The 24,127-nt window shown below is 43.4% G+C and carries 15 protein-coding genes and 2 pseudogenes; 7 read left to right on the plus strand and 10 right to left on the minus strand.

Going from position 1 to position 24,127, the window contains the following annotated elements; genetic code table 11:
- Positions 1-57: 57 nt before the first annotated feature.
- The gene (locus tag MMB75_RS06890) at positions 58-483 is read right to left on the minus strand and encodes a glycoside hydrolase family 3 N-terminal domain-containing protein (protein ID WP_226888723.1); all 426 of its coding nucleotides are present in this window, start codon (positions 481-483) and stop codon (positions 58-60) included.
- 204 nt (positions 484-687) lie between these two features.
- Here MMB75_RS06890 and MMB75_RS06895 point away from each other — a divergent pair, with 204 nt between their 5' ends.
- Positions 688-1,365, plus strand: a complete 678-nt coding sequence (locus tag MMB75_RS06895; protein WP_016820900.1) for a response regulator transcription factor — start codon at positions 688-690, stop codon at positions 1,363-1,365.
- 187 nt (positions 1,366-1,552) lie between these two features.
- Positions 1,553-2,440 (plus strand): HAMP domain-containing sensor histidine kinase, encoded by an 888-nt coding sequence (locus MMB75_RS06900; protein WP_237714609.1) that lies wholly within the window; start codon positions 1,553-1,555, stop codon positions 2,438-2,440.
- A gap of 87 nt (positions 2,441-2,527) precedes the next feature.
- Here the strand turns inward: MMB75_RS06900 and MMB75_RS06905 are convergent, their stop codons facing one another.
- Positions 2,528-3,043 (minus strand): TetR/AcrR family transcriptional regulator, encoded by a 516-nt coding sequence (locus tag MMB75_RS06905; RefSeq protein WP_016820902.1) that lies wholly within the window; start codon positions 3,041-3,043, stop codon positions 2,528-2,530.
- 338 nt (positions 3,044-3,381) lie between these two features.
- On the opposite strand from MMB75_RS06905, the gene MMB75_RS06910 reads away from it, so the two are divergent.
- From MMB75_RS06910 to MMB75_RS06925, 4 genes and pseudogenes are all read left to right on the plus strand, one after another.
- Positions 3,382-3,516: a hypothetical protein gene (locus MMB75_RS06910; RefSeq protein ID WP_016820903.1), complete on the plus strand. Its 135-nt coding sequence runs from the start codon at positions 3,382-3,384 to the stop codon at positions 3,514-3,516.
- A complete protein-coding gene (locus tag MMB75_RS06915; RefSeq protein ID WP_016820904.1) occupies positions 3,513-4,484 on the plus strand; it encodes an alpha/beta hydrolase in 972 nt (323 codons plus the stop codon). Before MMB75_RS06910 ends, MMB75_RS06915 begins: the two co-directional genes overlap by 4 nt.
- A 498-nt stretch (positions 4,485-4,982) precedes the next feature.
- Complete coding sequence (locus tag MMB75_RS06920; RefSeq protein WP_277507263.1) at positions 4,983-5,762, plus strand: alpha/beta hydrolase family protein; 780 nt, start codon at positions 4,983-4,985, stop codon at positions 5,760-5,762.
- 228 nt (positions 5,763-5,990) lie between these two features.
- A pseudogene (locus MMB75_RS06925) lies at positions 5,991-6,104 on the plus strand (helix-turn-helix domain-containing protein); the annotation flags it as partial.
- Between the two features lie 300 nt (positions 6,105-6,404).
- Here the strand turns inward: MMB75_RS06925 and MMB75_RS06930 are convergent.
- The 7 genes from MMB75_RS06930 to MMB75_RS06960 all read right to left on the minus strand — a co-directional run bounded on the left by MMB75_RS06930 (position 6,405) and on the right by MMB75_RS06960 (position 20,149).
- Complete coding sequence (locus MMB75_RS06930; RefSeq protein ID WP_277507264.1) at positions 6,405-10,406, minus strand: GH32 C-terminal domain-containing protein; 4,002 nt, start codon at positions 10,404-10,406, stop codon at positions 6,405-6,407.
- Between the two features lie 190 nt (positions 10,407-10,596).
- The gene (locus tag MMB75_RS06935) at positions 10,597-12,870 is read right to left on the minus strand and encodes a GH32 C-terminal domain-containing protein (RefSeq protein ID WP_277507265.1); all 2,274 of its coding nucleotides are present in this window, start codon (positions 12,868-12,870) and stop codon (positions 10,597-10,599) included.
- Positions 12,851-15,334 carry a PfkB family carbohydrate kinase gene (locus tag MMB75_RS06940; protein WP_277507267.1) on the minus strand — a complete coding sequence of 828 codons (2,484 nt, stop codon included), beginning with the start codon at positions 15,332-15,334 and terminating at the stop codon, positions 12,851-12,853. The genes MMB75_RS06935 and MMB75_RS06940 overlap by 20 nt, the downstream gene beginning before the upstream one ends.
- A gap of 25 nt (positions 15,335-15,359) precedes the next feature.
- Positions 15,360-16,985, minus strand: coding sequence for an ABC transporter substrate-binding protein (locus MMB75_RS06945; RefSeq protein WP_277507268.1), 1,626 nt, complete (start codon positions 16,983-16,985; stop codon positions 15,360-15,362).
- Between the two features lie 124 nt (positions 16,986-17,109).
- Positions 17,110-18,006: a carbohydrate ABC transporter permease gene (locus MMB75_RS06950; RefSeq protein WP_016820910.1), complete on the minus strand. Its 897-nt coding sequence runs from the start codon at positions 18,004-18,006 to the stop codon at positions 17,110-17,112.
- 13 nt (positions 18,007-18,019) lie between these two features.
- Positions 18,020-18,973: an ABC transporter permease gene (locus tag MMB75_RS06955; RefSeq protein ID WP_026065421.1), complete on the minus strand. Its 954-nt coding sequence runs from the start codon at positions 18,971-18,973 to the stop codon at positions 18,020-18,022.
- Positions 18,974-19,180: 207 nt separating this feature from the next.
- Positions 19,181-20,149, minus strand: coding sequence for a LacI family DNA-binding transcriptional regulator (locus MMB75_RS06960; protein ID WP_025364902.1), 969 nt, complete (start codon positions 20,147-20,149; stop codon positions 19,181-19,183).
- Positions 20,150-20,624: 475 nt separating this feature from the next.
- On the opposite strand from MMB75_RS06960, the pseudogene MMB75_RS26205 reads away from it, so the two are divergent.
- Positions 20,625-20,809, plus strand: a pseudogene (locus MMB75_RS26205) (3-methyl-2-oxobutanoate hydroxymethyltransferase); the annotation flags it as partial.
- A gap of 1,797 nt (positions 20,810-22,606) precedes the next feature.
- Here the strand turns inward: MMB75_RS26205 and MMB75_RS06970 are convergent.
- Entirely contained in the window at positions 22,607-23,995 is a 1,389-nt protein-coding gene (locus MMB75_RS06970; RefSeq protein WP_045245378.1) for an MFS transporter, read from the minus strand.
- Positions 23,996-24,127 lie beyond the last annotated feature (132 nt).

Raw genomic sequence — 24,127 nt, forward strand, 5'->3', positions numbered from 1 at the left:
GTTCAAAGCGTTCATCAAACCTTCATCAAACCTTCATGGTTTTCCTGCCGCCAGGCATCATGATGTCATTGCCCGTTCGCTGACCACGCTATTGGAATTGAAGCGGTTGGTCTCCTGGTTGTTGCAGACAAAATGCTTGACCGTGGCACCGCAGCCCGGATGTTTCTGGGCTCCCAAGATGATACCAACCGCCAATTTGCCGCTGATAAGAGGATCCTCCGAGAAATACTCAAAGTTCCTTCCACAGAGTGGATTGCGATGGATGTTCATCGCCGGTGCCAGCCACAGGTGCACGCCTAACCGTTTCATCTCCTCCCCCACAATGTCGCCGCACTCCTGGCAACCCGCCGGGTTCCAGCTCTGGGCAAGGGCCGTGCCTACGGGAATGGCCGTACAGTTCTGCTCGCGGATCTCACCATTGCGATTCTGGCCTGCCGCAGCGGGGTAGATGCCCAGCAGAATATTCAGCAGCGCCTCCGGCAAACACCTAATTTTACAATCAAATGAAAATATTAGATATTCAGAACATCCGGGGGTTTGATGAATTGTACTTCGCTGGACATACATTACCATGAGTATATAAACTGAAAATAAACAAAAGCGTCGTGCTCGTTGTTCACTTCAAGCAGTACATTGTGATAGAATGCCAGTTCAGTTATTAAAGAGTAACGGAAAGGATTGAGGGGAATGTTTCAAATTCTCGTTGTAGAAGACGATAAAAATACGGCCAAATTAATGAAAACTATCATTGGGTCTGCAGGATACGAGGTGTTTTTGACGGAGAATGGCATCGTGGCATTAGAATTATTAGACAAGCAGCATATTGATTTAATTGTTCTTGATATCATGATGCCTCAAATGGATGGATTCGAGTTGACTCAAACGATCCGCGAGAGCAAAAATGATATTCCTATTCTGATGGTTAGTGCCAAACATTTACCGGCAGACAAACGTAAAGGTTTTATGGCAGGAACAGACGATTACATGGTCAAACCTGTGGACGAAGACGAAATGCTACTTCGGATTAAGGCTTTGCTTCGGCGAGCCAAGATCCAGAATGAACGGAAGCTTCAAATAGGAAAAATCACGCTGCAATACGATGAATTATCGGTGTCAAGAGAGAATGAAGTGCAGACACTGCCGCAGAAGGAATTTTATTTATTGTACAAATTGCTGTCGTACCCAGATAAAATTTTTACCCGTATTCAGTTAATGGATGAAATTTGGGGCATGGACTCTGAAACAAGTGATATCACGTTAAATGTTCACATCAACCGTTTAAGAAAGCGATTTGGCGATTATCCGGAATTTGAAATCATATCCATCCGAGGAATTGGCTATAAGGCGGTAAAACATAGTGAGTAGAAGGATAATAAACTTTATCAGAGAGAGATCTTTACGTGGATTTGGACTAACTTTTATGTTTACGTTCATTGTGTTGTTTATTTTGCTCATATCCATTTTTCTTTCGTTGGTCATTGTCGTGTTTTTCGTGTATATCGGACTCTACACTTCCCCTCCAGCCGAAGATCCAAATTCAGGAGGTGGCTTAGTGCTTGTTACATATTTTGTAACAGTGAGTATTCTGGTCAGTATCCTTGCATCGTTGATATTTAGCCGAATCCCGCTCTCTCCCATTCGAAAAGTTATACATGCTTCTGAAGAGCTGGCCAAAGGGAATTTTTCCGTCCGTATTCACCTTAAGGGGCCAAAAGAGTTAAGAAAGTTGAACAGAAGTTTTAATCACATGGCTGAAGAACTCGGTAGTCTTGAAATGCTGCGGTCCGATTTTATTAATAATTTTTCGCATGAATTTAAAACACCGATCGTTTCCTTACGAGGGTACGCGAAAGTTTTGAAAAGAAAAAAATTATCAGATGAGGAACGCAATGAGTATTTGGATATCATCATCAATGAATCGGAACGTTTGGCAGAACTTGCCACAAATGTGCTTCAGTTATCCAAGATCGAAAGCCAAGCCATCATCACTGAGAAAACGACTTTTAACTTAACCGAACACATCCGAACGGTTATTGTATTGTTGGAGCCGAAATGGTCGGCGAAAAATATAAGCTTTCAGTTTGATTCGTCTGAACTGATGGTTACTGCAAATGAAGATATGCTTAGTCAAGTTTGGATCAATCTTCTGGACAATGCCATTAAGTATTCGACTTCGAATTCCGAGATCACAATCGATATGAATTCGAAGATTCAACATGTTAGTATATCTATTCACAACAACGGTCCAGAGATTGATGCCTATCAGCAAAAACACATATTTGATAAATTCTATCAAGGAGATCCTTCTCACGCCTCCCCGGGCAATGGATTGGGTTTAAGTATTGCGCAAAAGATTGTTATACTGCATGGTGGGACGATCCGGGTTGTAAGCTCAGATGACACAGGTACAACTTTTGAAGTGATTCTTCCTTCACCCTAGAAATAATCCCATTTTCTCAGCATCTAAATTGAGAAAATGGGATTATTCACTTCTGGAAAATGTCCAAATCCCAACAACCTCAGGAGATTAATTTTTATTTAAATCACGATTTTTCAGAAGTAAAGTCATCTCTTCTGAAGTTTCCTGCATACCTCTAGCAAACCATTCTTCAATCCATCCGAACAATCCATATGAAAAATAAGCTGCTACATAAGCACCGAAGTTTGGATATTCTGGTTTTGGTCCGAATAGTTCTTTGAGTATTTCCTTCAGCAGATAGAACAATTTCCTTTGGCTAAGAAGCAGATAAAAATCTCTATTTTTACTAAAGTGTCCAAACAAACTCCCCAAAAGTTCATCTTCCGATGTACCACCACTATCTTGATATTCCTTATACCAACTGTCTATTAATTTATAAAGATATTCTTTCAGCACATCTTCTTTTTCATCATAATTCCTGTAAAACGAAACGCGACTTACTTGTGCTGTTGAGGTAAGATCACTGATTGAAATCGCCTTAAGTTCTTTCATTTTCAACAAATCAAGAAGTGATTTTGTAATTTGAAGCTTCACATGTGTGTTTTTCAATCTTTTATCTTCCACGTTACATTTTTTCCTTTCTGTATCATTTTCTATTGATTCATTGATTCTGATTTTAACCAATGATACATTTGTTACACAAAAAATGATACGTCTTTTTATGGAGTTCATACAACGGATGTATTCTAGATAAAGGAGAAAATATGATAACAAAAGACCTCTGATCACTCTTGTTAAAATTGTAGTTGAGCCAATTAAGTGACCAATCGATATCAGCTCCCTAGCGTATAGTTCGGTATGTTGTAAAAAGGCCCAAATTCCGGCACGGAAAAAAGTCTGAACATTAGGATAAAACAACTCAAGGGGTAACATCACGAAGAAATTGATAAGGAGATTAAGAGATGACACTTTCACAAAAACGCATGGTTATTCTGATTTTAGTTATCATCGTAGCTGCCGTTTTGGGCCGTCTTGCGGTGCGGGCATTTATGAATTTTTTGCTCGGCGGTACACTGTTTGGAGGTAACTTCTTATGAAAAATGAGAGAAAAGGCAGAAAAAAAATGTTGTGGGGATCTATTTATGTTGGTGTTTTTATTCTTGTGTTCGCGGCTTCAGCAATCATCAAAATGACATACAATCCACTGTCTGGAGAGATGCAAGTTCATTGGAATGACACCGTTGGGCATGTATATTCAGATATCGCCTATGACGATAAGGAGCAAAATAAATTTGATCTCTATGTTCCAGCAGATAATACAAAGAAAAGCTATGGTCTTGTCGTATATCTCCATGCAGGAGGTTTTTCAACTGGTGACAAAAGTGATGACGCCAATATGCTGAAATGGCTTACTTCAAAAGGTTATGTCGCCGCTGGTATTAATTATACGCTGCGTAATGAAAATAATCCCGAAGCCAGTGTATATACTATGTCACAGGAAATCAAAAAAAGTATTCCAGTTGTAAAAGCGGAAGCGGAAAAGTTAGGCTACAATCTCGATAGAATGGCGATATCCGGCGGCTCGGCAGGTGGAACTTTGGCGCTATTGTATGCTTACCGTGATGCGGACACCTCTCCTATTCCTGTAAAAATGGTATTTGAGATGGTAGGACCACCGAGCTTTTATCCAGAGGACTGGGCTACCTACGGTTTGGATCAGAATCCAGAGGCAGCAGCAAACTTATTCAGCGTTATGTCTGGTAACACGATTACAACAGATATGATAGGAAAAGCAAGCTATGATAAAGCAGTCAAAGATATTTCACCATTTATGTGGATTGATAAAAATTCTGTACCAACGCTAGCTGCCTATGGAAAATACGATAAGGTCGCTCCGTTCGGAACAGTAAAATATCTGATCAACGCACTGGAAGAAAACAATGTTCCCCATGATTATTTCGAGTTTCCTCATTCGGGGCACGGTCTGCAAAATGACAATAAGCTATATTTAAAATATATAGAAAAGTTGAATGAGTACCTGGAACGATATATGGGGAGTGAATAAGACAGATTAGATCCGCTGTTCTGTTTGAGGCAACAAAATGTGCAGATTTAGAGAAGGTACTATTTTTAAAAACTACCTTCTCTACTATCCAAAGTGAAAACGAAAAACTTAAGAATAACCGTCAAAAAAGCAGGTTTATTAATTAAATTTGAAGTTTAATATTTCCTAATTCATTACGCTTAACAAGACAATATCTCTTTCAGGTTATACGGCTTCAACATATGTCTGAGCAGGCTTTTCCACCCGTGTTTATCTCTTCTTGAGTCTTTTTGTCATATGAAATGAGAAATCGTACTTCATTATGCTACCTATTCAAGTTAACTACATATGCTTTTTATTTAGATATATAGCTAAACTAATCGGTAATCGGTCTATGCTTACATCAGTTTATTTTCAGTTTATTCAGATCAGGTATACTACTTCAAGGAAACAAGGCAGACAATCCACAAGACCTACGCTAAATTTATAATTTATTGAGAGTTAAGGAGATTTACGTGCATGAAAAAGATGTTGAAAATTACTGGTTGTATTATTTTTATCATTGCAGTACTGATTGCCGCTTTGTTGATTTACTTAGCAAATAATCCTGCCGTTCCGAATAATTATACGGAAACAGTCAAAACAGGCGGCGAGTTGGAAGCAAAGTATATAGCTATGGGTGAGCACAAGGTAAGTTATTTTGAAAGTGCCGCTATGATGTCATTTAAGAAATATGAGATTTTTTATCCAGCGGATATATCCGAAATGAATAGATCGCTCCCCGTTGTTGTATTTGTCAACGGAACAGGGGTCACAGGCTCTAAATATCAAGCACTGCAAAAACACCTCGACCATATTGGTATTACCGGACATTCACAGGGCGGCATCGGTGTAATAAACGCTATTACAGATCAGAAGCATTCTGACATCTATAAAGCTGCTGTAATGTTGAGTTCCGCGAAGACCGTGATGAGCGAAGCTCTGCAATGGACATCTGATCCTACGCTCATCAAAGCACCAACTATGATTATTGGTTCCACTGGCAACACAGATGAGCAGATTGCACCTTTGGAAAGCCTGCAAAAACTTTATAATGACATCCCCAATAATGTCACAAAAGTGATGGCAAGAAGAAATGATGCCGATCATGGGCAAATGCTTTACTATGCAGACGGATATGTAACCGCATGGTTTATGTACTATCTTAATGGCGATACCGAAGCAGGAAACGCATTCTTCGGAGATAATGCTGAAATTCTATCTAATGCAAACTTTCAGGATATTAAAAAAAACCATTAAGGGATTTGTGAAAGATTCGTGAGCGGTTTTCCACCCCATACATTTTCGGGCAATGGTTGATTAAATCAAGCGAACGCTCCAAAGCCACATCGGATACTTGGGCAAAGTCTGTGCCTTTAGGAAAGAACGGTACAGTCTAACTCTCAATTTTCGGCATTGTATATGACCGACCAGATGCTGGAGATTACGAAATTTACTCATTCGCATTAACGATTCCAGGTTTCCAAATATGAAACCGGAGATATTACACTGGATATCGATACGCTCTATGCCATAGCAATTGTATTAAATGTACAGGTAGAGCAGTTGTTGCACACTGAGCCCAAAAAACCGTTTGATTAGCAAAAAAGGCGTCCCTTCAGCTGAATATTAAACCATACCACGAAACCTTTCTCTGGCTAAGGTTAGAATTTATTATTTTTTCATTAATGTGCGCTCACCAAGCCATAATCCTATGGTTTTAGCCAAGGGATTATGGCGAATGAGCATTAAATTAAATACACTCTTATCTCCCATCCAAATAAAAATTGATTCAGCTTCGTTTTACAAGTACCTGCCCTTTTCCTTTGCCATTTCGAATGACAAGCTATCTGAGTATTCGGTTTGTTTGGAGTGACTACAGGACTCACGTATTAACAAGAGTCAGTTGTTGGTTTTCTTCTTTACCTGAACAGGTACATTAAAATCATCTACGTTGATATGTCCAAACCCGCCTTTGGATTGGTCGACCACCTTTATATAAAGCTCCTCGCCGATATAATCCGTCGCATCCCAAATCTTCCGTTGATATTCTTCATAGTTGGTTGCTGTCTCTTTAAATAACTCTTTGCCGTCCGACGCCCGAACCAACGCAACATACAGACGATCTATATCCCGGCCGCCGCTGATAAGGAAGTTGATCTTACCGTTCCCACCAAGGACGAAATTTTGAGATCTTAGCGCTCCGGTTAAGCTGTCGCCGCCGGCTTGCTCGTTGAAGCCCCACAAATGGTAGCCGCCCGGAATTTTATGCGACGGGTTGAAGTAAATGTTGTCCCAGAAGAACTGGGTATTGGTCACATGGACATTCTGGAAGGCGTCTCCTTCCGTTATCCACCCTGTTAAGTCGCCCGTAGCAAAATCATGGTTAGGCAGCTCTGTAATATCCTTATACACAGAATTATCCCACTTATCGGGTACATAGACCGGAGCAGCCGGTTTACCCGTTAAGGCATTCATATCCCATACTTGCATGGATTTGATATTGATATCGCCATCGGCCCAGATCTGTAAGCCTAGGGAGTCGTATCTGCCTACATAGACACGAGTTGTCAGCTTCTTCTTGTAATTTGCAAATGCTTCAATGACCGAGCGATCGAGAAAGATATGGAGTTTCAAGTTCTCTCCTTTAAGATCTACATATCCTCCTTGAATGCCGTCCACACGCACATCCGGATCAATGCTGCTCTTGGTTCGATCCACGTTAAATGTCCCGTTCTTCTTGTCGTAGTAAATGAGCGTCTCTTCTTGGCCTTTTTCCGAGCGTCGCACCTTGAGACCAAATTTCTGGGCTTCACGCGGATCAATCTCCATCACAATCTCTAGTATGTCGCCTTTGACATTCTTAATCAATTGATTGGCACTCTCCAAATTTTTGTCCGAAAAATCAACCCACTTTTTCCCTCGAAGGCTCTGTAGTTCTTTAATCGGTTCGATATGCAATTTATCATGCTTATCGAGGCTTAGGGAAACCGGCAAAGATAAATTATGAGCCCATCCGGATTGATATTCGGCTTGCGGTGTTCTTACATTTTGCACCATGGAAAATACGACCGTTCTTCCGTCGGGTGTGACCAGACCGCTCTCTGCGGTTAAATAGCCGTCACCTACATCCATTTTGGAGGGTGCCTCCTGATCAGGAATAAATTTAAAGTTATCCCGGTCCCAGGTCCCGATCCAGTAAAAGACCTCAACATCTCTTTGCACATCGTTCGCTGGAGGAACATGCTCCGGCTTTTCATGGGGATTAATCATGAAAATATATTTTTGCTTGCCCGTACTATCCGTGCCTAACGGCAATAACACTGGTAGCTCCCATACCGTCCCCAACTCCGGATAACGGCTTCTGTCACTAACGTATAACGGACCCTTATATTCCCAATTGTACATATCATCGGATACATACACCAAAGCTGTGCCGCTGCTGAAGTCTGGAAGACCAGATGTCACTAGCTGATACCACTTGTCCACCTCTTTGTCGTACCATACAAACGGATCGCGGAACTCGTTGTGAATGCCTTTTCCGTTCTGCTCCGTTACCGGTATAGGATATTTCACCCATTTTTCCAAATAGGGATCGGACAAATCCGCCGGAGTTGCCAACCCTGTTCTTTGGTTCGGCGACAAGGAGTCGTTGCCAGCGGTATAGAACAGAACAGGATTGCCGTTTCGATCATACGCTGCACTGCCTGACCACGTGCCGTCCGGATCTAGGGTGCCCGCTTCGGGCGCAAGAGCAGGTCTTACATTTTCCCAGTTCACCATATCGTCACTCACCCAATGCCCCCAGTGGATTTGATGCCAGAATGGACCTTGCGGGTTATGTTGATAAAATAAATGGTATTTGCCGTTATAGTAAATCGGTGCATGTGCTTCATTCATCCAGTTTTGCGGAGGCATCGCATGGTACTGGGGTCGGTGCTGATCTCCGTCAAACACACTTGGATCCTCATCAATGTCCGCATTCAGAATTTTCGGAATTGAACCTCCATGAAGCGCCTTCACGCTCTCATATCCAGCAAGTATCTCCTGGTTTGTAAGGGCTTTATTATGCAGCTTCACTTCATCTAGGAGTCCGCTGAACATATTGAAGGAGAACACCCCTGCTAACTCTACAGGTTTATTATTTTTCCCGATGATCAGGCTTTCGGTAGATGGTGTGATCGGAACGTTGACGGGGGTTGCTTGGGAAGCCACTTCCTCACCGTTTAGATATAATTTAATTTTTCCATCTTCTTTACTGAAAGTAGCAGCCACATAATTCCACTTGTATTTTTCCAACGGGTGGTCCTTTACCCATACCTGAATCCACTGACCGCCAATGCCTACTTGCATCGACCATGTACCGTGCCGATACATACCAAGAGAAAAGCCTTCCGCTTTATCTTGATCGGATTGGTTTACGATCGCAGACAACTTGTTTCCGTCTCCCCACTCATAGCTACGCGGTGCAACCCAAGCTTCGATGGTTAACGCGTCGCTTACAGGCACAGTATCGTTTGCATTGACCTCAATATAATTCGAGTATCCATCGAACAATAAGGCGCCGCCTTTTATTCCACGCGGAGTCCATCTCGGATCCTTCGATGCCATATACCTGGCGTTGTTAAATACATAGTTCACATCGTACCTAAGGTTGTGTACTTTCTCCAGCACTTTCTTTCCTGCGCCTTCATCAAGGTTTAAGTGGAAAATAGTACCCCTACCACTTGCTTGGAAACTATCAACGGCAATGTTGGCTTCATTGGAATAATCGACAACCTTTACATAGAGCTTCTTGTTGTAGTGTTCTTGCACTTTCCATGAGATTTTCTCGTTCGCGCTGACATTCCCGGTTTTCATGAGCAATGTGTTGCTGTTCGCATCGTAAAGTGCAACATATGCGTTTTCTGGTTTGAGGATATCCAAAATAATAAAGTTAATTGTTCCGGTTCCCTGAAGCGTAAAAGTATTAGAAGTGATAGAGCCCTTTCCTTGCATGGAGGATTTGGCAAAGAAGTTCCCTTCTTTGCTCGCATGAGCTTCATTAGTCACTTCAAAAGCATCTCCCTCAACAGTCCAGCCATCGAGATTTCCGGTTTCAAAGCTTGGATTATCGATTTCATAGCGCTTGAAATCCGGCTTGATATCCGTCGCAACAATTCCTTCAGCTGGCTCCGACTCATGGTACATGGAGAATGCGTCCGCAAAAATGACTCCCCAATCCGAGGTTGCATTATCAACGACCTCCACATACAGTTTCTTGCCCAAATATGTGGAAAGATCCGCCTTGTATTGCACCATATTGGCAAGCCGCATGCCCAGCGCGGGATCTGGGAAGCCAACGTCGGCGAATGCGCTATTTCCGTATCGGGCAATAACTTGTCCCGTATCGACTTCCACAATATTTATAAATACCTTGTCTGGGTTCTTTGCACCGCCAAGCCTGAAGCTGATCCAGCCGCTGCCGCCCAGCTCGAAAGTGCTGGAATGAATTATACCTGTCGCAGATTCGTCATACTTCCAGCCGTTTAAATGATAAGCTCCTTCCTGGTTATACGGTATTTTTTCCGCCCACCAAGTCGTTTCGTCGGTTACGCTATTCGGACCGAACGCCTCGCCTTTGACAACGGTCCATCCCGTCAAATCTCCTGTTTCAAATCCAGGATTCCGGATTTGATAGACTGAATCCGTAACTGACAATCCCATGTCATTCTTAGGAATATTCTTGATTTGATAAATCGCATCCGTAACCGATGATTTCACATCATTCTTAGGAACGAGCGTTTCTCCAGCAACAGTTCTATTTTCGGATGCGACAGAGATTCCCGGAACAACAAGCTGGAGAACCATAGCCCATATAACCATTCCCGATATCCAACATTTTCTTCCTTTGGCTTTCCTCATTCTCGAGCCTCCTTCGAAACTTGTTATACTTGCGAACATCGATACCTCATTTCGAAATGCTCTCCTTGTACAAAGATGAATAGTCATGAAGAAGGGAGAATATGAATGAAACGTTTCCAAACGGAGGAATGCAAAATTACTTGATCATTTGTGTATGACCCCATTCGTTAGGAGCGCCTAAACAATCGTCTTACCAAATGGACTGCATATCCCATATATCCAAGGATTTAACAAACGGTTCTCCATCTCCCCAAATCTCGAGTCCCAAAGCATCCATACGGCTCGGATATACCCGGGTTGTCAGGCTTTTCAATCCGTTTGCATAGGCTTCGACCATGGAGCGGTCCAAATAAATGTGGAGCTTCAGATTCTCCCCAAGTAGCTCCAACTTACCGCCTTGAACCCCTCCGCACTTTTCTCCCGGGTGCAGCGTCGTTTTCGACCGGTCGACCAAGAGCATCGCTTGATTCCAATTATAATACAGCAGAGTTTCTTCCTCTCCGTCTGGTGTACAACGGACCTTGATTCCGAATTTTTTGGCGCTGCCGGGCTCTAATTCCAATTGAATCTCAAGCATGTCACCATGAACATTCCTAAGCTGTACATTAGTTTCAGCCAATGACTGGTCCCGAAGCGATAGCCGCTTGGGGCCACGCAGCGATTGAAGCTCCTGAATCGGCTCTATTCCCAAACGTCCGTCATCCCTCAAATACACGCTTAACGGCAAGCCTCCGTTATGAGCCCAGCCCGACTTATATTCCATCTCGGACGTCCTGTCGCCTTGGGCTATCGTAAAGACGATATTTCTGCCGGTCTTCGGATCAACCATTCCACTCGGTCCGGTAAAATGGAAATCCCCGACGTCAATCAATTGAGGTTCTTCTTGATCGGGGATGAACGAAAGATTTTGCTTGTCAAGTTGTCCGATCCAATAGAACACCTCGACATCCGCTCCCTTCCCCACAGGGCTAACAAGCAGGAGATGTTTGTTCACCCCCTGCTTGTCCCTGCCAAGGGGAAGAAGCACAGGGAGCTCCCAGATGGGTCCAAGGTAAGAAAACTTCTGAATATCCGCTTTAAAAAACGGCCCTTTATACGTCCAATTCAGCATATCCTGTGACGCAAATGCCAGTGCTGCTCCTCCTTCGATTCCGGACCCGACCAGAGCATACCAGCCGTCATCGTCCTTCCATACGAATGGATCTCGGAAATCCCCAAATGCGCCCATTCCCTTCTTCTGCACGATCAACGGCTCTGGATGTTTGACCCACTGAACCAGATCCGGGTTTCCGTCAAGGGTATAAGTACTTCGGGCAAGCGCTACGCTCTGATTCGGAGAAGCGCTGTCATTACCTGCCGTAAAGAACAAGACAGGAAGTCCGTCAGCATCATAGGTTGCGCTTCCCGACCAGATCCCGTCCGGTGCGAGCTGATCCTTTTCGGGCGCCAGGGCCACGGGTAGATCACGCCAATGCACCAAATCCTGACTTACCCAATGCCCCCAATGGATCTGATGAAAGAACGGTCCCTGCGGATTATGCTGATAGAACAAATGATATTGCCCGTCAAAATAGATCGGTGCATGGGGTTCGTTCATCCAATGGGCCGGCGGGCTAACATGATATTGCGGTCTGTGCCGATCAAGTAGCAGTGGCGTTCGGTCTAGCTTGATCTCGTCATAGTTTAATTGCGGCTGGATACCTTCATGAAAGGTATCCAGCACATAACGATAAGAAGCGGCCACTTCTTCCGCGCTCAGCGCCCGATTATAAATCTTGAGTTCATCAATGATACCGCTAAACATGTGCAGGCTGAACACTTCCGCCAGCAGGCTGCTATGGTTATTCTTGCCAATCAGAAGATCCGTGTCCGCCGCCTCAGCTAGGCGGGAACCACGAGGCACGGCAGCTGAAGCGATTTCACTGCCGTTCAAATACAGCTTGATTTCCCCTTGGTTCCCATCGAACACAGCATTCACGTATGACCATTCATTCTTCGGCAGTTCATGGCCGTCTGGCGACCAAAGTTCCTTCCAGTCCCCTCCTTCCAGCCCGACTTGGAAGGACCAGGAACCGTGACGGAACATGCCGAGCAGATAACCCTGCTTGCGATCCAGGTTGTAGCGGTTCACGATGGCGGACAATTTGCCATCATCCCCCCATTCATAGGAGCGTGGGGCTACCCATACTCCTATGCTTAACGCTGATCGATACTCTGGCTCGGTGTTTTGATTTCCCTCATCGAACGAATGCGCAATGTAAGTCGAATAACCATCGAACAGAAGCCCATTTCCAATTACCCCCTGTCTCCACCGTGGAGGGCAAGGTTTAGTAAACTCCGCTTGGTTAAATACGTACTGGATTTTATCCTGGACTTGGGATACGCTCTCCAGAGCTCTTGTACCGGTTCCTTCATTGAAGGCCCAATACATGATCAATCCCCGATTATCGGTTGCATGGCTCATACTTCAACCCTCCTTGTGTCTGCTCCGTTGGACCATTGGGAATATGAATGGAGTTAAGAGCATGCGTAAAAAACGAGTTCACTATAACTTCCCCTGATTTCGCACTTATCTCAATACGATCCATCGGAGCATCAGGGAATATTTGATCCGTCAGTGCAACCAAACCCTCATTCGCGTACACTTCAACCGCGTTGCGATCCAGCCAAATATGCAGCTTGATCTTCCCATTCTCCGAAACCATTCTAGCACCGTGCTTGCACGCAAACGATGGGTGGAAATCAGTCAGGCCCGATTTCGAACGATCGATGAATAGCCATTGGCGCACAGGGTCATACCCGATAATAGTCTCACTTTGTCCAGAGGACTTCATTTTAATATGAACCTCGTCCCCGGAACGAATGTCGATATCCGCTTCAATTTCAAGCAGAACATCATTCATTTTTTGCGTAAACGGCACCGCTGGCTTAACCTTAACCTCATTCCAGCAGAGCGTTCCTTTCCGCAGCTGCTCTATTTCCCGAACAGGCATTTGGGTCAGAACTACGCCCTCGTCTCGGCTGGTCAATGACAAGACGCGAGGCAGAGTCATTGTGCCTCTCCAGGCCCCGGTAGGCGTTTGGTTAGCATATTTCCAGTTGCTCATCCATCCGATGATCACACGCCGTCCATCCTGCTCAGCTATATCCGACCAGGTGACCCCCGCATAATTGTCCCGGCCAAAATCCAGCCACAGGATATGATCGGCCGGATGGTCATTGATGAACGTATTTCCGTCGAACTCTCCGATAAAGTATTGCGTGCGTGAGCCTTCCGGACAGTTGGGATTATCTCCGATGCTTATGATAAGTACCCATTTGGAATGTCCGCTGTCATCAACCGGTAATTCAAAGAGATCGGGGCATTCCCAAACTCCGTCATGCGAGCCTTCACTCTTTCCGAATTCGCCTGACAACGACCATTCACGTAAATTGTCGGAACGATAAAACCGAACGTGGTCTCCAGCGACAAGAGCCATAATCCAGCATTCACTTGGCGAATGCCAGAACACCTTGGGGTCCCGGAAGTCGACCAGATCATGCTCGTCGAGTATTGGGTTCCCCTCATATTTGTGCCATGTTCGGCCTTTATCGCTACTGTAAGCTAGGCTTTGCCGCTGGCGAGGTTGTCCGGTCTCCGGACAGCTGTCTGCATGAGTGAAGAGTGCGATCAATCCATGGGAACCCTCGAACAGTCCGCTGCTATTATTCCAGTCAACCACACAGCAACCGGAGAAAATAGCGCCGTGCTCATCCGGGAACAGAGCGATAGGCATATGCTCCCAATGAACCAGGTCTTGGCTTACAGCATGACCCCAATGCATTGGTCCCCATTGGTTACTATAAGGATGGTGCTGATAAAACAGATGATAGACTCCTTCGTAATAGACTAATCCGTTGGGATCATTCAACCAGTGGGAGTGAGGTGAAAAATGAAAACCCGGCCTAAATCTATCATCATCGTGCTGTTTATTTGTCTCGATTATCTGGGTAATTTCATCTGTCGTCGGCATAGATTGAAGAGCCCCTTTCCGTGTGGTTACTAATGCACCACCGGCATTAGCAAAAGTTAGCATACCGATGATTTGCTGTTTGGTCAGCTGATTCAAAGAAATACCAGCATTCAGTATCTTATATAACAAGCAGCCCAGAAAAGCGTCGCCGGCTCCTGTCGTATCAATGGCCTCTACTTGAAAACCCGGCACATATCCGTCATGACCCGCTAATCGGTAATAGCAGCCTTTTTCCGCTAAAGTTACGAAGATCCCAGCGATGCCGAATTGCTGTTGCAGCTCTAGCGAGCCTTTTTCCACATCAGTTGTACCTGTTATAAAGTGGAGCTCATCTTCCGATATTTTCAGGATGTTGGTATACTTCATGCCCCAAAGGATATTCTGTTTCGCTTCCTCTTTACTCTCCCATAAAGCAAACCGGATATTCGGATCGAATGAAAGCAGGACTCCTGCCTCTTTAGCCTTCACAACTGCCGCTCTTGTTGCCGTACGGGCCGGCTCATGGGTCATCGACAAAGAACCAAAGTGCAGTGCATGGCAGTTTTCAATCCTATCGAACGGGACATCCTGCGTGCGCAAGTATGTATCCGCTCCTGGTTTCCGGTAGAAGCTGAACGATCGGTCTCCGTTGTCATCCAGATGAACAAATGCCAGCGTTGTATTGGCTTCATCTGTAAACGTAAGCGCAGACACGTCGATGCCACCGTTCATCAAGGTATCGTGCAGCAAGGAACCGAATTGATCATCCCCAACTTTGCTAATCAACGTCGCTCTAGCTCCTAAACGGGATAGAGCAGCTGCTACGTTAGCCGGAGCCCCTCCAGGATTGCATTCAAACTGCCCGTTGCCTCCCGCTGTACGACCTGATGGCGTAAAGTCTATCAATACTTCCCCAATGGTTATTACATCAAGCACAGTTTTCTCCCCACCTATCGTTTGATTATTTATTTATTAAATTTGCATTATAACGGTCCAGCCCTTTTTGATAGATCTCCATTAATTCGTTCAGCCCCATCTTCTCGAGTGTCTTCACATAGCTGTCCCACTTTTCGTCTACCTCGCCATCGACGATGAACTTGCCTCTTTGGGTATTTACATATTTAATAAGTTCAGGCTCAATCCGATTGATTTTATCTAGTTCATCCGGTTTAAAGAAGATGCTCGGATAGTTTTCCTTTTTCATATATGGAGTGTAATATTTCTCCAAATACTCAGCACGCTTCTGAGCTCGGGGTTCCATATCAACAACTTTTCCGAAGTCATCGAAAGTAATGACGCCCGGGTTCCCTGTGCCTGGAGCCACTTTTTGACGGAATTCACCTGCGGAGACTCCCTTGGGAAGCGGCAGGTTCACCAATTTTCCTTTTTCGTCCTTCTTGAATACGACATCTAACGGACCCCAGTGAATTTGAGCCGCCATGTAAGGGTCATACTGTTGATCGATCCAACGCATCGTCATTGCCGGATAACGGTTCTCCTTTGTAATCACGAAGCTACCTCGTCCCGGTCCTCCGCCGTTGTTGCGACCAATCATTTGATCTCCATTTGGGTCTTTAAGCGGGGGCAGCAGAGCATAATCCTTACTACGCTCCGGTCCGACAACTTCTTCGACTTCCCACCAAACGTAGGAGCCGAGCGTTTCATCTGGTGTTTTGCCTTTTGCTAAATACTGAGCGGCATCCTGGGTAAACGATTCAGGGTCAATCAGCCCCTGCTTATACCAGTTATCATGAATATATTTTAATGCTTCCTTAAATTGAGGTTGCGAAGCGGTAAAGATCACTTTACCTTCGCGGACGATCCGATGTTCCAAATTATCCGGAAGACCGAAAGCTCCGAATATGCCAGCAATGTCACTACACCACTGCATGTGCATAAAGCTTAATGGGATTTCATCAGCCTTGCCATTGCCGTTCGGATCCTTCGTTTTAAAGGCAATCAAAGCCTGCGTGTATTCGTCCAACGTTTGAGGTACTTTTAAACCCAATTTATCGAGCCAATTTTTATTGATGACGTGAAAGAAGGGGTTGGTATCGAGCTTATTCTCTTCCCACGACGGCAGCCCATAGATGTGACCGTCTGGTGCTGTGATGGCTAGTTTAATGTCAGGCCGACGATCGAGAAGCGCTTTCAAATTAGGCGCATATTTATCAATCAAATTCTCCAGCGGAATAATGGTTCCGTCTTTACCGTAATTGATTAGCTCGTAATCTGTGAATCCGGCTCCGTAAAAGGCATCTGGCAAATCTCCGCTGGCCAACAACAAATTTTTCTTCTCTGCAAAGTCAGTGTCTGGAATGTTTCCCCAATCAATTTTTACGTTTGTTTGTTTTTCCAGCCGCTTAAATATTTCCATTTTTGAGTAATCTGGAGCTAAAGCAGCTTTTGGGGATACCATCTTTAATGTCACCGCTTCTTTAACAATCGGAAGACCGGTTTTATTAAAATTTGCATCCTGATCCGGATTCACTGTCTGATTTTTTGACTCGCCACCGCCTCCCGAACATCCGCTAAGAACAAACACTCCAGCCAGCATTAGCATTCCAGCCCTTTTGAATAATTTCATCGTACATAACCTCCTTATGTCAGTCCACAAGCTGAGAACTTCCCTTGTCCTTGTTATTTACTTGTCTGAATGCTGAATTTAGGTATTCTGTTGCACATTCCCCCTTTCAGGCACCCTGACAATGTTAGCCTTTGATCGAGCCGATCATCACGCCTTTAACAAAGTATTTTTGCAGGAAAGGATACAAAATCAACAACGGTAGGCTGGATACCATGATGACACCATATTTGATAAGCTCTGTAACGCGCATCTTCGCTGCGTAGGATTCCACGTCGATCATCATGCTCGAGTTGGCCTGATTCTGGACAAGAATGTTGCGAAGGACCAGTTGTAATGGATACTTGCTTTCATCGTTCAAGTAAATCAAAGCGTCAAAGAAACCATTCCAGAACCCGACAACATGATACAGTACCATTACGGCTATAACGGACTTAGACAAAGGTAATACGATGCTCCAAAAAAATCTGGTATTGGAACAACCATCAATGGAAGCGGCCTCCCACATTTCATCAGGGATGGTCGACTGAAAAAAAGTCCTTACGATAATGACATTGAACACACCTCCTGCTCCAGGAATAACCAGTGCCCAGATCGTATTCAGCATGTGAAGATCTTTAATCAGCAAATAGGTCGGGATCAACCCCCCACTAAAAAACATGGAGATCAGTAAAAACCACATTATCACCGACTTTCCTGCCATTCCTTTACGAGCTAACGGGTAAGCTGCACATACGGTCACGGCAACTCCGATTAATGTTCCTAGACTCGCATATAAGATCGAATTGGCATATCCAATCCATATAGATGAATCGCTGAATATTCGCCCGTATCCATCCAGCGTAAAACCCTTTGGAAAGAACCATACTTCACCTGAGTAGATGAGATTGGGGTCACTGAGTGAAGCAATCAATACAAAATACAGCGGGAATAATACAAGCAACATAACTATGGTCAGCATGACGTAGTTGATGATGTCAAACCATAAGTCTCCCTTACTTTTTCTCTTTAATAATTGATTCAAATTGATCTCCCCCTTACCACAGGCTGGTTTCCGTCAATTTTTTTGCGATCCGGTTGACGGTGACTATCAGGATAATATTTACAACTGAATTAAACAGGCCAACTGCTGTAGAAAAGCTGTATTGTGCTTTTTGAATCCCAATTTCATAAACATAGGTCGGAATAATATTGGAGGTGGCATAATTCAAATCGTTCTGCATAAGGAAAGCCTTTTCAAAACCGATGCCCATAATGTTGCCGAGTGCGAGAATCAATAAGATGACGATCGTCGGCAAAATGCTTGGAATATCCACATGCATTACGCGCTTCCATTTGCTTGCTCCATCCATGATCGCCGCTTCATGCAATTCCGGATTGACCCCTGCCAGAGCTGCAAGGTAAATGATGGTAGCAAAACCTGTCTCTTGCCAAACCCCTGATAATATATACAAAGGACGGAACCACCCTTCGTCGGCCAAAAACATAATGGGGTCCCCTCCAAACCAAGTGATGATGTGATTCACAATTCCGCTGTTTGGAGACAGAAAAACATTAAGCATACCAACGAGCACTACGGTAGAAATAAAGTGCGGTGCATAAATTACAGTCTGTACAATTTTCTTGTATCTCTTGGCCAGCATCTGATTGAGCATAATCGCTATAATAATCGGAGCTGGGAAGCTAAATACAAGCGATAGAGCACTGAGTGTAAGCGTATTAGTCATGATCGTCCAGAAGTTATAGGAATCGAAAAAATCAATAAAGTGCTTAAAGCCTACCCACTCGCTTCCCCAGATTCCCCGACTTGGTGAAAAATCCTTAAAAGCAATTTGTATTCCATACATCGGATAGTATTTAAATACGAGATAAATAATAATGATTGGCAGCAAAAACAAATACAGTTCATAATCACGTTTGATCTGGTTCCATATTTTGCGATTTGGCTTGATCGTAGAATGATCTAACTCGCTAATTCTTGTATTCACCATTACACTCCCTTTCTTGACATCGGATATTTTCATTTTTGAAACGTTTCCAATTTACTTTAAAAAAACGGGAAGACGAAGCATCTGTTGATCCAGACTTATTCCTTTGATCTCCAAATGAAACGTTTCCAATTTATTATAAAAAAAATGCCGAGTTTGCAGATCCAAACTGAGATCCAACTGAATGAGCTAATATCTTTACAATTAAGATCATGTAGTTTCGCCTTGCCTGAAGATAACGGGGAGACGATACACTTGCTGATCTAAAGTTATACCATCCATCTTTTGATACAGCAGTCTGATTGTCATACGTGCCATTTCCTCCACTGGCTGCCTGATTGTGGACAATATCGGATGAAAATAAGGATGATTCTGAATGCCGTCGTAACCGATGACCTTTACATCCTCTGGAACGCGAATACCCTGCTTGCCTACTCTTTCTATATATTTGGCGGCTAGCATATCGGTAATAGCGAAAATGCCGTCCACATCCTGATACTTATGTAGAAATTCGCTAAAATAGGCATCGTCGTTCACAATAGGGTCTGGTTTCTCGTATATCACATAGTCGACACCTAATTTTTTCGCCTCATCAATGAAACCTTTTCTTCGATTCATGGTTTCACTAAATACGGAAGTTACACTTCCTATAAAAGCCGGTCTCTGGGCTCCCGCTTTAATAAGTTCCCTTAAAGCCATACGCCCTCCCTTATAATTATCCGAGGTCACACAGGTAATTTTTTTGCTAAAGTGTCTGTCAATACTTACAATCGGAATGTCATTGCTTACGCTATTCTCAATATCATTGTAAGTAATGCCGATAATACCAGCCACTTTATTTTGCCGTAGCATATCTAGATAATACAGTTCCTTTTCGGGCTTACCACCGCTATTACATAGCATGAGCTTAAAGCCTTCCCGATCCAACTCATCCTCAATGTAATAAGCCAGTTCAGAAAAAAAAGGATTCCAGATACTTGGAAGCAGCAAGGCTACCATCTTGGATTTCCTCATCTTAAAATTTCGAGCGACTTCATTAGGGATATAATTCAATTCTTGTATAGCTTTTTCCACTTTTTGGCGTGTATTTGGTTTTACAGAGCCCGAGTTGTTAATAACACGGGAAACAGTTCCCACAGCTACGCCAGCCAGGTTAGCTACATCTTTAATACTTGGCATTTAGCCCCCCCTCTCTCTTATGAAAATCATAATAGCACGAAATTGGAAACGTTTCAATAATCTTTGAAGCACTTTTTTTGACTTTTTTATTGCCTAGCCCGCATGTAGCTAAATCAAGTGGAAACTGGTCAGAAACATGATAAGCCAAGTGACAGAGCTGCCATAGGGTAAATAGGTGATGTCCGTTAGAAGGACGAGTCCGGGTACTTCCTTTCTGAAGTCTCTCTGTAAAAGGTAATAAAACGCGAACCTTTCTTAAAGCCTCGAAAGCAAAGGCCTTCTTGATGTCAGCAAAAAATAAAGTATTTTCTTAGTGCTTAGATTAATTTATGTATCTTTTTAAAGAACTACATGCTACTCGCGTATGTTCTTAAATTATTAATTGGAAATTGAATATAACGAGGTGGACGTAGCCCAAGCGAAGGCTCGGGAGCGTCCTTGGAGGAGTTAATTTGAAGAACAAACGACAGATTTTATGAAAATGAAGCAAAACAATGAAAAGATCGTCATGTTAACAGCTTATGACTATCCGTCTGCAAAGCAGAACAAGCCGGTGTTGACGTCATCTTGGTTGGGGATTCGCTTGGAATGGTGGTTCTTGGTTACGATTCAACTATCCCAGTGACACTCGAAGATATGATTCATCATACCAAAGCAGTAGTTATCGAACATATAGGTCCTTTCGATCCCGGTGATTGGTATCGGTGCTGGGGTAAATGTAGATGCCCCAAGTTCTCGTATATCATGATATTTTGGGTTATGGTGTTGAGCGAGTTGCTAAGTTTGTCCAACAATATCAATCGTTAAATCCATTTTTGTGTCTTTATTATGTTATACAAAGTTGCCTCGACTTATAACTTTGAAGATTTTGAGTTTTGAACTATCGACATCATCCGAGAATTAAAGTAACTGTCTCGGTTTAATTTAATCGGCTTGATTATTAAGTCCCGAGAAGCTTGGTATAGAATCTTGTTACTGAGAGCTCTATAAATTCACGGGAGATTCCGATCTAATTCTTTTCGGCCCTTGTTTTGTTTTTTTGCATATCCCCTTTTTATCCGGGTTTACAGTGATTCAGAAGCACTTATTAGCATCTATTCATTTTCAGACTTTGAGCCAGCTACTCCCCATGTTTCCCCGTCAACTTTATAATCACTGCTGCCTCTCCATTGAGGTATGTAGTCTCCAGATCGCAAATCGTCGCTAAAACCTTGGTCAGTAGATTTCCAAGTCACTATGTCGTGGGGAGCGATTACTAATTTTTAATATATAGTTTGTTTTAACCGCCATGAGTTAAACTTACCTTTACTGGATGATCAGAATGGTTCTTCATACAAAGTTTAACATGACCCCAGCCTTTAGGGGCACTAAATGCTTCTCTTACTGTTGCACTTCCCCCGATTTTTGAGAAATTATCTTGTTTCCATTAGTTTTATTTTCTGAAGCTGCACCTGTACCTACAATACCTACCATAGCTAAAGTTAAAATCGAGAACAAATAATTATTTTCTTCATTGTTTCCCCACCCACCTATTTAGTTATGACTCTACCTAAAGGAACTATCGATTACAATATAGTAGGTCCTTACTGCTCCGAAAGGATTAAGTTCCTTTAACCTTGATGTCTTCTCCTTACTTGGTCGCCGTGTATCACTATATCCTTCTTCCAAATAGTTGCATTACATAACTCTTCCCTAGCTTAATGTAGCTGCAAAGTCTCATTATTTAGTGTGTGATAACTTACCAGTAAATACATCAAATATTTAAAATGATCACTATAATACCCTGATTGAGCAATGTCTGTTTTAAAAACGTTCAATTATACTGGTTACGTCTATTCCATATTGGTTAGTCGCTATCCAAATATTCAATAATCGAACAATTCTATCTTCTTGATTGCATCTATCGATGCATCAATATATCCAACATATTTCAAAGGGGAGAGTCCCACATTGAGCTTTTACTGTACGTTCCTCGCTCCAGACTTTGAGGGGTTTGGAGATCGCAGGTGGTCTTATCTCGAGGTGCTCGGCGACCTCCCCGACTATAGCGGCTCCCTGTGACAGCCTTTACAGGATGTTTCTGCGAGGCTGAGTGTATGGCAACCAATTAAGCATCTCCTTAATTAATCATATACTTAAAAGTACAACGCATTGTGTGGTGTGGTCGTGTCAATCTGCTTAGAATGGACATTGACTCAAAGACCTAAGGATCGCCGGTGCCCACCTTGCCTATATGAAGATAAAATCCTTATGAAATGGATTAGAAGAGATTTGAACTTATAGTTAGTAAATATAAATTATATGCCCGATCGGGGAATAGCCGTTTTAATTTGTCTCTCACTGAATAATACTGCCCATTACTTCAATGAAAAAAGTAGCCCCTCTTGAACTGCCCTACTGCTAGTCACTTCAACAATAGGGTGAGTTCATTCATGGGCTACCTTATTTACCCAGTAGCTATTCAGCGTTTTTTAAGAATTCAAGCTCTTTGACAATACCCGGAAATAATTTATCTAGATTGTAAAATGCCAGCAATAAAATTTGCAGGAGAGCCAAGATAATTGGAACGTAGATAAACATGAAATGAATAGACGCTAGCGCAGTAGCACTGATTGTAGCTTGTCCACCAGCATATCCTCCCAATGCCAGTCCCCAACCGATAAGTGCCGCTCCCAAACCGCCTCCCGCTTTTGTGCCGAAACTACCCGCACTGTACACCAGTCCTTCGGTGCGCATCCCTGTCTTCCATTCGCCATACTCAATGGTATCTGCCAACATGGCAAAGAAGGTTCCGAGAATAGCGGCATGTCCAAGCGCTTTAATAACGAGTCCCAGACAGACCGCCATAAGACTTGTGGGACTGACGGCAATGACAAGCGACCCGACAATAAGGAGGATACTTCCGATAATGGAGGAATTTCGTTTACCGATCCGCTTGACGATGGGGGGCAATAGCATATAACCAAGCAGGGAAGGAAGCAGTAAGGATATGCCGAGCACTCCAATCAGATTGGCGTCTTTTAACACATAACGTGCGTAGTAAATATTCATACCTGTGCCCAGTGCGTTATTTATAAAATAGACCACAGCAAACCCAAGGATCAATTTCCAATACTTATTACGCATCAGCGCTCCAAAAGCGCGTCCAAACGGAATTGGCTTTTGTACAACAGATGGAGTAACCCTTTCTTTGGTACTGAAGAAGGTAACAAGAAATAAGAAGGTTCCGAGCAAGCCAAATATAATAAAGGTGAAAATCCATCCTTTTTGACCGCCGCCGAATGACTTCACTAACGGGAGGGTGAAATAATTAATTAGCAAGGCACCAATATTCGCCAGACTCATACGAAAAATATTAAGCAGAGAACGCTGGTAAGAATCCTGCGTTATCATGGAATTAAGCACACCATAAGGGACATTAATGCTGGAATAAATAAAGTTCATCAGTAGATAGGTAACGTAAATGTATAGAATAGTGATCGTCATATTTCCACTTGGAACCGTGAACAAGAGAATTCCAGACAATGCAAATGGCCCGGACATCCACAGTAACCAAGGACGTGCCTTCCCGTGTCTGCTCTTCGTTTTATCGATCAAAGCCCCAATCGCGACATCAATAAACGCATCCAGTACGCGTGCAACTAGCATTAAAGTACCAATGACCCCAGCGCTGATCCCGATTACATCTGTGTAAAAGTAGGACAGAAAAGTCATTGCGGCGGCAAACAGCAACTGGCTGGCAAAATCACCGAATCCATAACCAATTTTTTCTTTCAGCGTAATAATTGAACCGGTTTGCACTGAAGCCTCATTTCCCCTTACAACAATATCGCTTGAACTTCTCATGCTCATGCTCCTTTTCCCTTGTTATTCTCTACAATTCAAGGTTATCAAGAAAACGTTTTCTTAATTATCAAAAAAACAAGCTGAAATACCCTGAATCCAGCCGATTATTGGTAAAAACAACTATGTTCGTCC

The sequence above is a fragment of the Paenibacillus sp. P2(2022) genome, from assembly GCF_029522175.1.
GTDB lineage: Bacteria > Bacillota > Bacilli > Paenibacillales > Paenibacillaceae > Paenibacillus > Paenibacillus polymyxa.

Coding starts and splice junctions, on each gene's coding strand:
- MMB75_RS06930 (WP_277507264.1), bottom strand. CDS start 10,406: ATGAGGAAAGCCAAAGGAAGAAAATGTTGGATATCGGGAATGGTTATA.
- MMB75_RS06895 (WP_016820900.1), top strand. CDS start 688: ATGTTTCAAATTCTCGTTGTAGAAGACGATAAAAATACGGCCAAATTA.
- MMB75_RS06915 (WP_016820904.1), top strand. CDS start 3,513: ATGAAAAATGAGAGAAAAGGCAGAAAAAAAATGTTGTGGGGATCTATT.
- MMB75_RS06945 (WP_277507268.1), bottom strand. CDS start 16,985: ATGAAATTATTCAAAAGGGCTGGAATGCTAATGCTGGCTGGAGTGTTT.
- MMB75_RS06935 (WP_277507265.1), bottom strand. CDS start 12,870: ATGAGCCATGCAACCGATAATCGGGGATTGATCATGTATTGGGCCTTC.
- MMB75_RS06960 (WP_025364902.1), bottom strand. CDS start 20,149: ATGCCAAGTATTAAAGATGTAGCTAACCTGGCTGGCGTAGCTGTGGGA.
- MMB75_RS06910 (WP_016820903.1), top strand. CDS start 3,382: ATGACACTTTCACAAAAACGCATGGTTATTCTGATTTTAGTTATCATC.
- MMB75_RS06955 (WP_026065421.1), bottom strand. CDS start 18,973: ATGGTGAATACAAGAATTAGCGAGTTAGATCATTCTACGATCAAGCCA.
- MMB75_RS06920 (WP_277507263.1), top strand. CDS start 4,983: ATGAAAAAGATGTTGAAAATTACTGGTTGTATTATTTTTATCATTGCA.
- MMB75_RS06970 (WP_045245378.1), bottom strand. CDS start 23,995: ATGAGAAGTTCAAGCGATATTGTTGTAAGGGGAAATGAGGCTTCAGTG.